General features: G+C 50.5%; 7 protein-coding genes. 2 read left to right on the top strand and 5 right to left on the bottom strand.

The window, feature by feature from the left end; genetic code table 11:
- Positions 1-264 precede the first annotated feature (264 nt).
- Both drmD and AB3X86_RS15475 read left to right on the top strand, forming a co-directional pair.
- The gene (gene drmD, locus AB3X86_RS15480; RefSeq protein WP_368596607.1) at positions 265-3333 is read left to right on the top strand and encodes a DISARM system SNF2-like helicase DrmD; all 3069 of its coding nucleotides are present in this window, start codon (positions 265-267) and stop codon (positions 3331-3333) included.
- Positions 3333-7244, top strand: coding sequence for a DNA methyltransferase (locus AB3X86_RS15475; protein WP_368596606.1), 3912 nt, complete (start codon positions 3333-3335; stop codon positions 7242-7244). Before drmD ends, AB3X86_RS15475 begins: the two co-directional genes overlap by 1 nt.
- Here the strand turns inward: AB3X86_RS15475 and drmC are convergent.
- The 5 genes from drmC to AB3X86_RS15450 are packed head-to-tail and all read right to left on the bottom strand — an operon-like array spanning position 7234 to position 14756.
- Positions 7234-8058, bottom strand: a complete 825-nt coding sequence (gene drmC, locus AB3X86_RS15470; RefSeq protein WP_368596605.1) for a DISARM system phospholipase D-like protein DrmC — start codon at positions 8056-8058, stop codon at positions 7234-7236. The two genes, AB3X86_RS15475 and drmC, sit on opposite strands and share 11 nt — an antisense overlap.
- 9 nt (positions 8059-8067) lie before the next feature.
- The gene (gene drmB / locus AB3X86_RS15465) at positions 8068-9867 is read right to left on the bottom strand and encodes a DUF1998 domain-containing protein (protein ID WP_085546315.1); all 1800 of its coding nucleotides are present in this window, start codon (positions 9865-9867) and stop codon (positions 8068-8070) included.
- A 5-nt stretch (positions 9868-9872) separates the two neighbouring features.
- Positions 9873-13304: a DISARM system helicase DrmA gene (gene drmA, locus AB3X86_RS15460; RefSeq protein WP_368596604.1), complete on the bottom strand. Its 3432-nt coding sequence runs from the start codon at positions 13302-13304 to the stop codon at positions 9873-9875.
- Positions 13297-14520 (bottom strand): DNA cytosine methyltransferase, encoded by a 1224-nt coding sequence (locus AB3X86_RS15455; RefSeq protein ID WP_085546314.1) that lies wholly within the window; start codon positions 14518-14520, stop codon positions 13297-13299. Before AB3X86_RS15455 ends, drmA begins: the two co-directional genes overlap by 8 nt.
- 20 nt (positions 14521-14540) lie before the next feature.
- Positions 14541-14756, bottom strand: a complete 216-nt coding sequence (locus AB3X86_RS15450) for a helix-turn-helix transcriptional regulator (RefSeq protein WP_059538849.1) — start codon at positions 14754-14756, stop codon at positions 14541-14543.
- Positions 14757-15125: the final 369 nt, after the last annotated feature.

Below are 15125 nucleotides of genomic sequence, written 5' to 3'. Positions count from 1 at the left end.
CGTTCACGAACGCGGTAGCGGCCGCCGCCGGCCATCCGCTAAATCTACCTACCGTCACTCGACCTTGGGTCGTTGGCCACGCTGACGCTTGGCATACTGCTAGGCTTGGGCGGGCTGCATGTGACCAAACGCGTCAATGGGGTGCAAGCGCGCCTACAGAGATCAACGCTCTGGCCGATGGCACACAAGCGAAGTCAAGCTTTCGCATACATGATATCGCAGATATAATCAAGACATTTCACTCGAAAAAGCGAACAAGTATATATGACGGCCAAAGGGGCAGGACCGGAGCAGGGGCAGATCGTTAAATTGCGCCACAAGATATGGGCGGTCACGGCTGTTAGTAAAACCAAAACACAATCAACTCAGGCTATCCATAGAGTAGCGTTAGAGTGCCTAAGCGATGATGCTCTTGGAGAAAATATTCAGGTTATTTGGGAACGTGAAATTGCTCCGCATTTTATTCAGTCTACCTCACTACCAAGCATCACGGACCATGATGAGCCAGAGCTTTTTGATGCGTTTATCAGATCACTGCAATGGGGTTCCAGCTCATTAGCTGTAGGCGATATGCTCCAAGCCCCCTTCAGGGGTGGGGTGCAAATGGAAGAATATCAGCTGGCTCCCGTAATTCGGGCAGCCGATATGCCCCGGGTACGTCTTTTGCTCGCTGATGATGTGGGTTTGGGCAAAACCATTGAAGCCGGCCTTGTCGCGCAAGAGCTTATCCATAACCACAGGGCAAGCCGAGTCTTGATCGTCTGCCCAGCTCATTTAAAGATCAAATGGGTTGATGAATTGGCCGAAAAATTCGGTCTCGAGTTTAAAATCATTGACCGGGATTCCGTTCTTAAAATGAGAAAGGAGTACGGCCCCGGCATTAATCCGTGGGCCAGTTTCCCCCGCTTGGTTACATCAATTGACTACCTGAAGACCGAACACCCTCGTCGGTTATTTGATGAGTACGTCAGGCGTAGGCATGCGGAAAGCCCGAACAATCGCCCATGGGATCTGCTGATTCTCGACGAGGCCCATAACGCAGCACCTTCCGGGAAGAAACAGTACGTTCGGGATTCGGAGCGCACATCATTACTTCGCGCGATATCCGAGCAATTCGAGCACAAAATGTTTCTTACTGCCACCCCCCACAATGGTTATCGGGAGAGTTTCACCGGCCTATTGGAGATCTTGGACAATCTTCGATTTTCGCGTGGCACCGACCTAGATAAGGCACAACTTTCCGCCGTTACCATTCGGCGATTAAAGCATGAAATTGCGAATCCGGATGGGACGCCACGGTTCCCTAAACGAGTGATTCTTCCTCGTAACGAGACAAGCGATCCACATCTGTATGTCAAATTGGAGGGCGATGAGCAACGCCTATTTAATCTGCTTAACGCTTACACAGACAGCCGATTAGCCTCCACTGATAAACGATCAGAGCGACCACTTCAATTCATTCTTACTCTTCTGAAAAAACGAGCATTGTCATCACCCTTGGCATTGCGAGAGAGTCTCATCGTTCACACAACGAATGCCGGCATAAAAGGAGAGCTGGGCATTGGTGAGTCTCTGTTTAATAGCTTCGAGCAAAGGGAATCAGAAGACTGGAGTGATGATGAAGATAAAGAAGACAACCTGGAGGCTGCTACCAGCGCCGCATCCAGACTCATCACTGAACTAACAGATGATGAGAAAAGCATGCTACAGCGCATGTTTGAAATTGTTGACCGTAAAGCATCCCACTTTTCCATTCAGGAAGACAGCAAGGCAGCGGCTCTAATTACGTGGATTAACCGCAACCTGCGCAATGGCGACCAGTGGAATGGTGAGCGCGTTATTATTTTTACTGAGTACAAACACACACTCAACTATCTTGAACGCATCCTGGAAAAACATGGTCTTATTGATGCAACAAGAACAATTATTGGCGGCATGAGTGACGTTGACCGACAAAAAATCAACGACGAATTTCAATCGCCGAATAGCGAAACCAATGTACGCATTTTGCTGGCCACCGATGCTGCCTCAGAAGGCGCAGACTTTCAAAAATATTGCCGCAATCTTATTCACTATGAAATTCCGTGGAACCCAATCCGCCTAGAGCAGCGCAACGGCCGTGTTGATCGTCACGGTCAAAAAGCAAATGAGGTTCGCATCCATCATTTTGTATATAAAAACCAAGAGGACTCCGAGTTCCTCAAACATATTGTCGATAAAGTTGAAACCATCAGAAATGACCTCGGCAGCGTTGGCGCCTTGATCGCGGACAATGTCCGAAGGAAAGCCCTAGGTCAGGCAGTGAATCTTGCTGCAATCGATGATGACGCCCGCAGGAAGCTTGCTCGTGAAGAAATGGCAATTGAAGCGCGAGAGAACGAAGGCGTCGCGCAAATGGTCGAAGCGTTGAACCGAGCTCGGAGCGCGCTTGATATTTCCGATAGTAATCAGCTTGAATTGTTGAAGCAGGCATTAAGACTGGAGGGGTGCACCGATGCCATCAGCGATCTCGGCAATGATGAATTTTCGTTATCCCGCGTTCCAACTGCGTGGACCGAATGCAAAGCCTACGTCGGTACAGACTATTTGCAGAAGCGCCTCTCGTTTAATCGCGTTAAAGCGAGAGAAGACGATGCAGTGGGAATCATCCACCTCGACCACCCTCTAATGCGACGAGCAATTTCCACCTTTCGCATCCAGATGTGGGGGACGCAATCTTCGCGTAGCGGTCTGAACAGAGTGGTCATATCAAAGTCTGCTCAGGTTACAGCACCATCTGTCATCGCTTGGGGGCGGCAGGTTTTACTGGGACCTGAACATAACCGTCTTCACGAGGGTTTGGTACGTTGTCAGCTATCTATTGAAGATGAAACAGTCGTAAAGAAGGAAGTTATTCGTCCAGCAGATGCCAACATCTTTGACGGCAACATAGAGGATGTTCAGGCACTGATTGCACCGCACGTTGATGCGATCATGCAGCAACTATCTATCAACGCCGAGACAGAGGCCAAAACATTGATTGCAACCCTGCATGATCGGGGTGAAGTGGCTCGGAAGCACGCGCAGGGTCTGGCCACCGAGCGGATTACGGCCATCAGGAATGCCATCAAAGATTGGCAAAAGCGCTCCGCAGATTTTCAGATGCAATTTGCATTTGATGATGAAGAGCAGGAACAACGTGAGCAGGATTTTCTTTCGCTTCAACGCAGGCTCGAGCAGCTTCAAAAAGAGCGTGAGACCGAGCCAAGACGCCAACGAGATCTATATAAAGTGACGGACCAAAGAATGTATCCAGTTGCTCTGGAAATCATCCTTCCTACGCGGGGCAACTGATGGCCACCAATAAACGTGTCGCAATCCGCCAGCACCGCTGGCTTTCTAGCGTCGAAATAACAGGTGTTGTATTAAGCGAGCCCGTGCTGGCTGATGCGGGCAACTTCCGGTCGCTCGATAAAGCTGAAGTCGCTGCTTTCCGAAAACAACGAGAAATCTGGAATCTACCCAAGGGCATGGTTGAAGGTAATGGCCAACCTGCCTGGGTCAACTTTATCCTCGAAGACTTTCTGGGCCTGAAGGACAAGGAATACTGGCAAGTTGGTGCATCCATTCCTGCCGACAAAGTAGTTAACTTGCACGAACAAGGGGAAACTCTACGCCCCAGCCGCGTACTGCTCGACGAAGGCCGCGCCGTTATGCTGGTACTTGAAGTGCCGCGCGAGCAATCACTGGATAAACCATGGATTCAAGATAAAGGTCGCTGGAAGGCATCGCCCACTACTAAGCTTGAGCGCTTGCTGCGTGAGACCGGTGTAGAGTTAGGCATACTAACGAATGGCGAAGCTTGGCGCCTGGTGGTTGCATCACCTTCTGAGACTACGTCCTGGATGACTTGGACAGCGCAGACCTGGAACGATGATCCACTGACGCTTGCTGCTTTTAAGGATTTACTGGGCGAGTCTCGTTTCTTTGCTGGGCCAAGAGAACAGGTCATCCTTGAACTTATCAAGCAGAGTAGACAACGGCAACTGGATGTCGCTGATCAGTTAGGCAATCAGGTCCGTGAGGCCTTGCAGATACTTGTGCACGAATTGGACAGAGTGGATGCAGAACTAAGTGCCCAGTACCTTCTTGGATATGGCGAAACGGAAATATTTGAATCAAGCGTCGCATTCATCATGCGCCTGCTGTTTACGCTCTATGCCGAAGAGAACGGCTTGCTGCCGCACGGTAACGTCACCTACGACCGAGCCTATGGCGTACTGCACCTGCTGACCGAACTGGAGGAAACCCGACGACTCGCTCCAGAAAAGCTCAAGCATTCATATGCGGCATATGCCCGGTTACTTGCGAGTGCACGCCTGTTGCATGACGGCAGTATCGACTCCGACATCCGCATTGCTGCTCATGGTGGTCAGCTGTTTGATCCAAACCGATACCCACTTCTTGAAGGCCGCGCAAAAAATGGTGAGTGGCCAAACGAGGTGCACGAACCTCCCAGAGTCAGGGACTCCGTCATTCGCGATATTTTGCGCAGCCTCAAGTACGCCAAAGCTGATGGCGTGCGCCAGCTCGTGAGCTATCGCACGCTCGCCGTCGAACAAATTGGCCATATGTACGAGGGCTTGCTGGATCGTCGCGTTGCTAGAGCCCCAGCCAACCAAACGCTGCTGCTGCTGCAGGGGGGGCCGAAAATTTCGGAGCCAGAACCCGTCAGTGCCAGCGAATTTTCTGGGCTTTCAGAAGCGGCGCTTATCAAAGCGATTGCGCTCCACACCAGCAAAACAGCGGGCACAATCAAGAAAACAATAGAGCGCGATGAAGAGCGTCATTCGCAACTCAATTTAGGTACTGACGACCCAGAGTTACTGGCTCAGGCAAAGGCAGTCGAGCGTTTCTTGCTGCCTTTAGGTGTCGTTCGCCCCGGCGGCCTTTACGTGACCCACGGGCAAGACCGTCGATCCAGTGGAGCTCACTACACCCCCCCTACGCTCACCGAGCCGGTGGTGCGTCGCACGCTGGAGCATCAGGTCTACGTGAATGTCGACGGAAAACCAGGATTATTGGTAGAGCCCAAACTGATCAAGACGCCGCGGGAAATTCTAGCCCTCAAGGTTTGCGACCCTGCCATGGGCTCCGGTGCCTTTTTGGTGCAAGCAACCCGATATCTGGCAGAACGGTTGGTAGACGCTTGGGAACGCATGGTTGCCGAGCAGCCGGGCGCCATTTTGACCATGCCGTTTGGAACTCCCTCGCAAGGAGAAGCCACCGAGAACCTGATGCCGGAATCCCGCGAGGAGCGGATCGTGTTTGCTCGGCGCTATGTTGCTGAGCGCTGCGTCTATGGTGTGGATATGAACCGGTTGGCGGTGGAGATGGCCAAGCTGTCCCTCTGGCTGACCACACTTTCCACCGATCGCCCCTTCACCTTTGTGGATCATGCACTCAAGCACGGCAACTCATTGGTTGGCCTTTCACTTGCTCAAATCCGCAACTTTACGTGGAAACCCATCACCAATGATTTTGGACCACTGTTTGCTAAAGAGACAGAAGACCAGGAAGTAAAAGAAGCTGAACAGCACCGTGAAGCCATACATTCCATCGCGGATCACAACTTTGTTGAAAAAGAAAAAGAAAACCGCATTGCGGAAGAAGTGCTGGCAAGCATCCGTTTGAAAGCAACGCTTGCTATAGCCGCCTTTTTTAACGGGACTAACACCAAGCAGAGAGAAGCCAAGCTCCTTGAATATCGCTACTGGCTTGAGCGTTTAGCGGTCGATGAGAAGGCCCCTATCGAGATATTGACCACCGTTAATCACCTAACAAACTCGGGTAGACCCATTTCCCCTTTCTGTTGGGAAATGGAATTTCCAGAGGTTTTTCATAGGATCAATAGTGGGTTTGATGCAATTATTGGAAATCCACCGTTTCTCGGCGGCCGCCGCATCAGTATGCGCCTTGGCGGGGAAATACTGGATTTCCTAAAATTAAATCATCCAAATAATGCAGGATCTGCAGACCTATGCGCCTACTTCATACGCCAAGCTATTACGTTATCCAATGAAAGAGGAGCATTCGGGTTTATCTTGAGCGACGTCGTCTCGCAAGGGGACTCCAGGGAAGTAGGCTTAGGATATGCCACAAACAATGGCATTGATATTTTTTATGCAATCCGAAGCATGGATTGGCCCGGCTCGGATGCCGGGATAAAAATTGCAATCGTATGCTCAAGTAAATTCAAATTCAACGGAGTAAAGGAACTTGGTGGCAAGGAATGTCTACGCATAAGTAGCAGCCTGACAATGGGCGCCGACATCGAAATAAAGTCCTTAACCGAAAATAATGGAATATGCTTCTCTGGACATTATTTAGGCAGTACGGGTTTTGTAATTAACGATGAATCCACATCTCAGCTCAGGGAGTCATCCGAAGGATGCATATTTCCATATTACAAGGGTGAAGATGTAAATAGCAATCCACAGATTTGGGCTGGAGAATATGCAATATACTTCAACCAAATGGATCTTGATGAGGTTAAAGAAAAATACCCGGAAGCACTTTCTTTTGTGCAAACTCATGCCAAGCCAGACAAGGACAAGGCCACTCGAGATAGAGTTCGAGAGTTTTGGTGGCAGTACAATGAAACGAGGCCCGGACTTATGGCCGCAATTAAGAATCTTGAGCATGTAATAGTTCAGCCTTTTACATTCAAATACCTATGCCCAACACTCGTCCCCAGCGGATGCATCTACGCCCATCCCATGGTCGTTTACACCAGAAATGATGTCGGATTTTTGGGGATTCTTTGGAGCAGCATTCATTGGCTATGGACAAACATTAATTGCTCAACCAGCCTAAACCTTTACAGATATACAGCATCATCGATCGTAGACACATTTCCAATTTTCGACTGCGCCGAAAACGAAAATGTAATATTGTCATCAAAATCATTCACCCAAAAGATGACGGAATTCAGAATCAAAAATAATTTATCGCAACTTGATTTATTAAATTGGTTTAACGATCCAGAAAGGTCTGAGGACGAGATAATAAGTCTTCGCCTATTAAGGAACGAGATCGACTCGTCCATACTTGATCTGTACATGGACGATACCTCTTCGATATCGTACGAATTTCATATCGACAAAGATCGTGGAATTCCCCATTACACGCTCGATGAGCAATCGCGGCAAGTCGTATTTGAGCTGCTAAAACTAAAGAATGGAGAAAAACAAACTACTGCGTGACGCCATAGGGCACAATTACTTGATGTTGTTCAAGTAACTCAAATTGCAGGGCAATCCGCGCACTGGGTTGCCCTTGTGCCCTGACACCCATTTCCATGTTACGGTCCAGCGCGTACATAGTTAGGTTGGCCGAGGTGACCAGCGCATCGTGACGATCGGCCACCAAGACTTTGGCATGTAGTTTCAGATGTTTATCGTCGGGCGGGATTTTCCAAGTCAAAAGCTTTGGCTGCGGAATGTCTTTTGGCCAAAGCGCGATCAGGGTATCCCGGTTATTCTTACCATAACCCTTCTCACCTTCATCGAGCACCATGGTGACCTTAACCCCACGTGCAACAGCATTGGCCATTAATTCGACAATGTCGTTAATAATTCCTTCGTAATCTTCCTTGCCCGCTAGCCAATAGCCAACCACCAATAGCTCGGCTTGGGCCGCGGAAATAATATCCTGCACGACTTGGCGCGTAGCACGAAGATAGGATCCTTCTACTTTTGGCCCAGTCCACACAACTTCGGTCTGAGTGGCCTCACTTTCCGTTTGTGCTATAGCGTCTTTGATTGCCGAGAGCTGCAGGGCAAAGGCTGGATTTCCAAGTACGGCAAATTCACGTGCCCAGGTGGCAATCAAACTTGTCAGCGCACCTTGCACTGCACTTCGTCCGGCGGCTAACTTGGCAATACTCGCAGCGCCGGATTGTGCGGTTAACGCATGTGACTCCACGGCCACAATCACTTCGGAAAATGTACCGGCATTGATCAACTGGCGCACACTGTGCGCCAACGTATGTGCGGTTTTATCCCTGGTAGCAGACATGGCCACTCCTTATTTGAAATGTGCCATGTCGGTGTAGGCCATGGTCGGTACCAGGAAATTACGATCCAAAAAGCGGTTAAAAGCCTCGCAAGAAGTTTCTGGCGCCAATACACAGGCGTGGCACGCTGCACCATTGATGGTCGCATGTACATCCGGCTGATGATCGGCACAGAGTGGATCTGATGAGCAGCGCTTGGCATTTTCCAGTGCGCTGTGAATCAAATTTGGAAACCGATCTTTGGTGCCTAGATCCACTAACCCACCCAAGCTGCCCTCGGAGTCCGCACTGGCGGTATACAACAAGATTCCCGCCATTTTTCGCTGCGGATCGGTGCTGCTATAGATGCGTTCGCGAACAGCAGATTCGGAGTAGCCACAATCCAACGCAAGCTGACGCATCAATACATGCGCAAGGCTGTGAAGCAGCACGTAACGCGAGCCGGGGAAATCATCCGCATTGACACCGCGCTCGTCTGCCCACTCTTTGTACTTTTGCTTGATCGCTGCGGCCCGCTTCTTTACAGGGGGCTTTGCTTCCCATTCTGCCAGGGCTTCTTCTTTCAGCTCGATAAAAATACCTTCACCGCGCACTTCAACCGCGGGCAGCCAGTCTTGGCGTTCTTTGTAGATAGGAGCTCGCGAGGCCCCAATCCCATCGTCATCCATGCCCGAGGCGTAGTCAATACGAGTAAAACTCGTTAACGCACGCACTTCCAGCAGTTTCCTGGCCAGAACAATGCGCTCGATTTTGTCGGTTAGAAAATCTGGGACTTCGCCAGCTTCAAGGAAAAAATCGGATTGATCTCCTTGATTGCTACCTTCAATATCTCGGAAAGCTTTCCACTCCGGCAAGCGCAAATCGATCTCATCGGTTTCGATTTCGCCACGTTCTTTAAGCAAGGTTTGCCAAATATCCTCGGCCTTGAATTCCGCCAAGGTCGGGAACATTTCCATATCCAACAGTGTTTGCAGCTTTTCCGGCGAGTCGATCTTCTCGACTTGGTGCTGCGGGCATTTTTTTAATGCCTGCCCTATTGGACTGGCAGCCTCTTTGATGGACAAGGCGCTACGCACAAGCGGAAACCAGCCATTGGTGGCGCCGCGCTGAATGGCGCGGACTTGCCCCGCATGTTTGCATTCGTGTGGATCTTTGTTTTTGATTCCGAGCCAAGGCCGCTTCCGCGTGCACTCACCTAAAGCGATGCCGCGGCTTTCACCAAAGGCATCACTGACGCTACGTTTAGCGTCGCAGGCGCAATAGATCCAAATATCCGATACCGAACCGGTGGTGCCGGAATAAACCAAGCGCATACGCTTTTTACAGCTCGTGTTAGCGTCTCGGTGCACATAAGCACGCCAGGGGAAATCATCGATGTGGCCGCTTGGACAAGCGACAACAAATGGAGCCGGGATGGTGGGAGCACGATATTTGCCTCTACCTTTGCAGTTGGGTGCCTTGCACTCCATTTCCTGTGTTTTTTCGTTGTACTCAACCAACTCTTCACCGGGCTCAGATAGTGTTGCACATTCAGGATGGGTGCAGACCTGATAACGAGGAAAGAGAAAGGTTGGTACCGTTCCTTGCTTGGTGAAATAACTACCACTGGCCGGCTCAGCAGAAAAGAAGCGCTTCACCTTCAGGGCGCGCTGTAAACGCGGCTCGTGAATGACCAAGTTTTCATCAAGTCGCCAGCCATCGATTCCCGCAACAATAACCGACAACGTTTGCAAGTCTACAATGGCTCCGGGACCAAAAGTTGTAATCACCTGGCTAGGACGAACGTCTCCAATTGCCCTTTTGCTCGACATCCGTGTTACTCCTCATCACTCAGATAAAATGCCGCTGTTGGTTCAACCTCTCGCAAGGAGCCGGGTGTCGACCATTGACCTTCGTTGTCTGTACCCGACGTTTTCAGCAGTACGCGGGCGTTATTAGGTGGACGCTCACCACTCTTTAGCCAGGAATAGCGCAATAGATCATCAGCATAGTGAGCCCAGTCGTCGCGGCTAGACATCAAGCGTTCATTAACCAACTTCGCGTTTTTTTTGCCCACCAAATCGGTTGCCCGCAATGTAATGTTGGTGATCATCAAATCAGTGCTGGGCAATGCCGGATCAAAATTTTGGGCCTGTACTTCACGTGCCATATTCTGTCCACCTAATCGCTGCATGGCAGCAAAGGCACCGCGCAAGCCTCTGTCTAATGCGCGCGACGAGAAGGGAGTAACGCTGATAGCCTCCACATACCGATAAAGGGCCGCATGGTAACTTCTGAAATGCTCGTAATGAGAAAGATCTCGTGCTCCCAGCCAGTTGTACATGGTGATAACTAGGCCTGGGTGCTTCCGACCCACACGGCTGGTCGCCTGAATGTATTCAGCGGTACTTTTCGGTTGGCCAGTCACTACCATTAGGCCTAAACGGTCGATGTCCACACCCACGGAAATCATATTGGTGGCCAGCAACACATCGACGGGGTATTGCTTACCTTGCTCACGCGGGAACTTATTATCCAATCGCTTTAGCAGGCCGGGAATACGCCATGAATCGAGACGACTGGTTAGTTCATCAGGGTCATTGATATAGCGCCGCGGAAAACCTCGTTGCTGGGCTAAGTAACGCAAGCGCTTTTTAATGTCGTCTTCCACAAGGCGGCGTGCACCGCCGAGTGCACGCAAGCTGTTAAAGTAACCCACAACCGTCGCGTAAGGGTCCGCAGCTTCTGGGTCGCGAGTAATTTCTGCTTCGCCGGCCGCAAGCAAGGCTGCGTAGACACGAACCAGTAGTGTCTTGGTGCTGGAGCCGGGTGCGTTCATACCCACATACAGCCGACCGGCCGTCTTATCATCGTCCTCTTTCATTTCCTGCTCTTTGGCAAAGAAAGAATCTTTGGATGACAAACCACTTGGCGGGAATACTCTAGCTTCACGGTTGTAGAGCTGTCGTATCTGCTGATGAGCTCGGCGTATGGTCGCTGTGGACGCAATAATTTTTGCTGGGATAGATACCCCAGTCTCAACTTGAACGCGGGCCAGAAAGTCAACAGCGGTTTCATACAGCCCGACCATGGTACCTAGTGGGCCGGAGATCAGGTGCAGTTCGTCCTGAATGATCAATTCTGGCGGGACTAAGCGGCGTGCCGGTTGATCGTCTTTCACTACTCTTTGATTTGGTTTTTCACCATGACCGGGCGTTAAGTGGCCATAAGTTGGGCTGTATCGATCGCGCAAACCAAACAGCGCCTGAGTTTCTCCCTTGAATGGCATGCGAGCAAATTTATCCACCGTGGCAATAACCAGTGATGGACACTCGCGATAAATCTCATCGTCCACCACAACCACCGGCAGGCCCTGATCGTTAGACTTGCGGGCGCAAAACTCACATTTCGGATTAGGGCAGCGAACAAGAGTTCTCAGTCTGGCGTTATCGAAGTCGTATGTCTGGTTTTCAGGTTTTCCCTGCGGAGTTACCAATGCGGTGCCACAGCGAGGACAAGAAACCAATTGCACTGGGCTACCATCGCGTGGCTTTTTGCCTTCGTCCAGATCTTCCAGCGCCTTGCCAGACGCCTTTGCGTCATTAGGAGTTGTGGCCTTACCTACCCATAGTCCGATTTTGAACGGTTCTTGGCCCCACTTTTCAGGATTGCTCTTGCGGACTAACTCGCAGGCACAGATCAGCGCGGTTGCGCGTTGGAATTGCTGCACGGTCAGTAGCCGCAGGGTATAGCGCATGATAATGGCCACGCCTGCGCTGGAATCCAATCCATTCACATCACCACGCAAGCGACGGTATGCCAAAGTGAACGCAGCGAGGCCGAGGTAGGCTTCAGTTTTACCACCACCTGTAGGGAACCATAGTAGGTCCACTAGATTTCTATCCGATGCAACTTTTTCTCCGGCCTTGGGCTTATTCACCATACTTGCAATGTTGAGCAAGATGAAACCCATCTGGAACGGGCGCCAGGTGTGGTTGTTAGGCGAGCGAAAGTCGTCAGGTCGGCCTACGATTTCACCCTTGTCACGGTTTCGAGCTGCCCATATCCCATGTATGCGTTGATCCCACATGACATAGTTGGCAAACAGAAAGGCTTCAAAGGCTTTCGGTTCATCCCGGATGAGTTCCAAACCTTCGCGCATTCTTCGCGCTGCGTCTTCGCAAGCTTCTATGATTACTTTTACAGTATCCTTATTTTCCGGCGTTGAGCTAAACGGTACGCCTTGCGCCTCGATCTTTCTATCAGCAACCCATTGCTCATAAGCCAATACCAGAGGTTCTATAGCGCCGAATATATCATTGGGAGTTGCACATTTGCTCAGCTCCAACATATCCAGGTTTAGGCCAGGAATGGCACCACTTTGGGCAATCAAGCTTGGCACTTCGAAGTTGGGGATGAAATCGGTGAACAATACACTGGCACGATCACGCGTGGCGTTTACTCCATCCCATCCTGCCGCGACCCCATGACCCGTTGCAAATTCTTTCGCATCTCGGTAGAGAAGATTAGCCGTAGCAATTTCTGTGTCTTTTGATATGTCCTTGTCAAAATCTTTGGCGATGAATATGGCGCTTTTGTCAGCGCCAAATACCTCTAGCTTCGGCTGCATTAGCCATTGCTGGTCTTTTGCCTTGTCGGAATCTTCGCCTTTAGGGCGTCTGTTCACCAGAAATAAGCTGACAGCTTTGGCTCCATCAATATGATGAACTACGCCTTCGAGGAATACCTGAGCATCTCCGTCGCTATCTTCTCCTGGCCTTCTAAAACCGTCCGGTGTGACGATAACCGACGCAGGAGCATTTGACTTGGATAGAGAAATCGGGCTGATCTTGCCGACTGTGTCAACCGGTATGCCCTCGACCAAAACGGATCGCTGATAACGTTGCCAAAAGGTACCGCCTTCCGATTCATCTTTTTCTCGGCGATAATCACCCCAGGCAGCATTAGCATTTATTGTTTTGGTATCCTGATTTACTAAAAAAGAAAGCCCCATGGATGAAGGACTAAAACCCACGATGAGTGGTGGCTGAGGCTCATACTCACCGCCCTCATCGTCGTCATTGCCTGCTGCAAACTGGTCATTCTCCAGCTCTGGAATTTCCGACTCTAAGGGCGCTAGTCGACCAACAATATAGCGCGTGGTCGGAAATTCAGTGATGGATTCATCAGCTGACGTCGGGCCCATCAACTCTCTCTCGAGAGCCTCAAGAATTCGTGAGCGCGACTCTCGTTTGCTGCTATCAGGCATTGACATGCTCCTTCTGTTCGCGTCTTTGTGCTCCTGGACCTTTCCCTGTTCCGGGGTGGGCATCGTGAGCACCACTTAACGGCAAATACTTTTTTGGTACGGCTTTGGGTTTTTCCGGCGGTGGGCAGTCAGTTCTTTTTTCAGGAATAAGCTTCAACTTTCTGCGGACACGCTCGCCAGAGAATTGACGTCGGATTTCCAGACCAAGAAACTCTCCAATCGCTGGAGGAACCGCATTACCAATCTGCATGTGCGCGACACGTCTATCACCTGCAAATTGGTAGTTATCTGGAAAAGTTTGCAACCGAGCAAGCTCGCGAACAGAAAGCAGCCGTCCCTTCCAATGGAAAGGACCTGTCGCAGGCCCTGGCTGTGCCTGGATGGTCCAGCTTGGCTTATCCTTCGCGAGCTTAAGAAGAAATGACCAAAACCGGGTCCTCCATCCAAATAACGGTAATCCACCCATTTTTTTGGTATGCCAGAGATAGTTTTGACCTTCAGGAATTGTTGGCAGAAGGTCTGCCCATTTACCTGAGGGTTTAACTTCATCTAGCCAGATATCGACATCCAAATCACCGATAGCATCCCATGCAGTTAAGTGAGGTAGGCCTTTACCCTGATATTTCTCAGGATCGAAATGCGTTGGTTCAGGCAGGTCGAATTGCTTTCCATCTCTGCTGGCGATGATGAATACGCGCTCCCTTGACTGCGGAACACCGTAATCAGCGGCGTTCAGCGCTATTATGCAAGGTTGGTAGTTAGTTTTTTTGGCTCTATTGATTTTGTTCAGTTCATCGACCAAAAGCTGCAAGCCTTCGTCCTTTTCCGAAAATGCTATTCCTTTGACATTCTCCAGTAAAATCACTTCCGGTTGGCCTTCGCGGACAATATCCAAATAAGCTTTCAAAGTTTTTGCCCGGGGGTCCGTTAGGCGATCAGTATCACCTGTAACCCAGTAACCGGATTTGGAGAACGGCTGGCATGGTGGACCACCCGCAAGGAGCGTAAGTTCTCCAGGCTCAACTCCTGCTTGCTTTAGCAACTCAGTAGGTGTTATCGCATGGATATCGCCAGGGCAAGCCAACTTCCAATTTGGATGATTAATAGCAAGGGTTTGCCGGGCTGCTTCATCAATCTCAACGCACAACTTGTTCCGAAAACCTGCTTCGGCCAACCCAATATCTAATCCCCCAGCGCCGCTGAAGAGGGAAATCATTGTATTCGTGGGCTTGCTACTCACGCACTCGTCTCGCTTTTTTGGTATTCAAGCAGTTCACCCACGGAAACCGATAGGTACTCACAAAGTGTGTTGATGGTTTCCAAGTCAATTCGCACAAGCGTCTCGTGGTACATCCTGGTCAATGTCCCCCTATTGATTCCAGTATCTCTTGCGACATCGGAAATCTTGAGCTTCTGCTCTCCGAGTACTTTTGAAAAATGACACTTGATCATCTGGGGATGCCAAAATGCTCTACAGGAGGTTATTTTGAACTTAATCTATAGCACATTGTACACTTAGACTGCCAGTTAAATCCACTCCGCTGGGTGACTTCGTCTGTTGAAATTGTGGCGGGGAACCGGAAAGCTCCGAGGCTTGGCGCGTGGTTCCAGGCCGGAGGGTGACGGCGCGGCGAGCGCAAAAATTCGATCCACGGCTTTGACAGTGAGCGCAAGCTCGGCGGCGCCGAGTGCCAGCGGCAAGAACGCACGGTGACAAAGTGCCACTATTCGTCCACTGGTTCAGGGCGCCACAAATGGGCAGACCAGCGTCTTGGCCGCCGCACCCGCCACATTACAGACACCGGCTCTTTGACGTGGTCA

Source organism: Paraburkholderia sp. BR14374 (genome assembly GCF_040948685.1).
GTDB lineage: Bacteria > Pseudomonadota > Gammaproteobacteria > Burkholderiales > Burkholderiaceae > Paraburkholderia > Paraburkholderia youngii.
The sequence above is the reverse complement of the archived record's forward strand: the minus strand, read 5'-3'. Positions and strand labels throughout refer to the sequence as shown.

Excerpts from the sequence above, each read along its gene's own strand:
- AB3X86_RS15450 (WP_059538849.1), bottom strand. The coding sequence starts at position 14,756 with ATGATCAAGTGTCATTTTTCAAAAGTACTCGGAGAGCAGAAGCTCAAG.
- AB3X86_RS15475 (WP_368596606.1), top strand. The coding sequence starts at position 3,333 with ATGGCCACCAATAAACGTGTCGCAATCCGCCAGCACCGCTGGCTTTCT.
- drmA (WP_368596604.1), bottom strand. The coding sequence starts at position 13,304 with ATGCCTGATAGCAGCAAACGAGAGTCGCGCTCACGAATTCTTGAGGCT.
- drmD (WP_368596607.1), top strand. The coding sequence starts at position 265 with ATGACGGCCAAAGGGGCAGGACCGGAGCAGGGGCAGATCGTTAAATTG.
- drmC (WP_368596605.1), bottom strand. The coding sequence starts at position 8,058 with ATGTCTGCTACCAGGGATAAAACCGCACATACGTTGGCGCACAGTGTG.
- AB3X86_RS15455 (WP_085546314.1), bottom strand. The coding sequence starts at position 14,520 with ATGATTTCCCTCTTCAGCGGCGCTGGGGGATTAGATATTGGGTTGGCC.
- drmB (WP_085546315.1), bottom strand. The coding sequence starts at position 9,867 with ATGTCGAGCAAAAGGGCAATTGGAGACGTTCGTCCTAGCCAGGTGATT.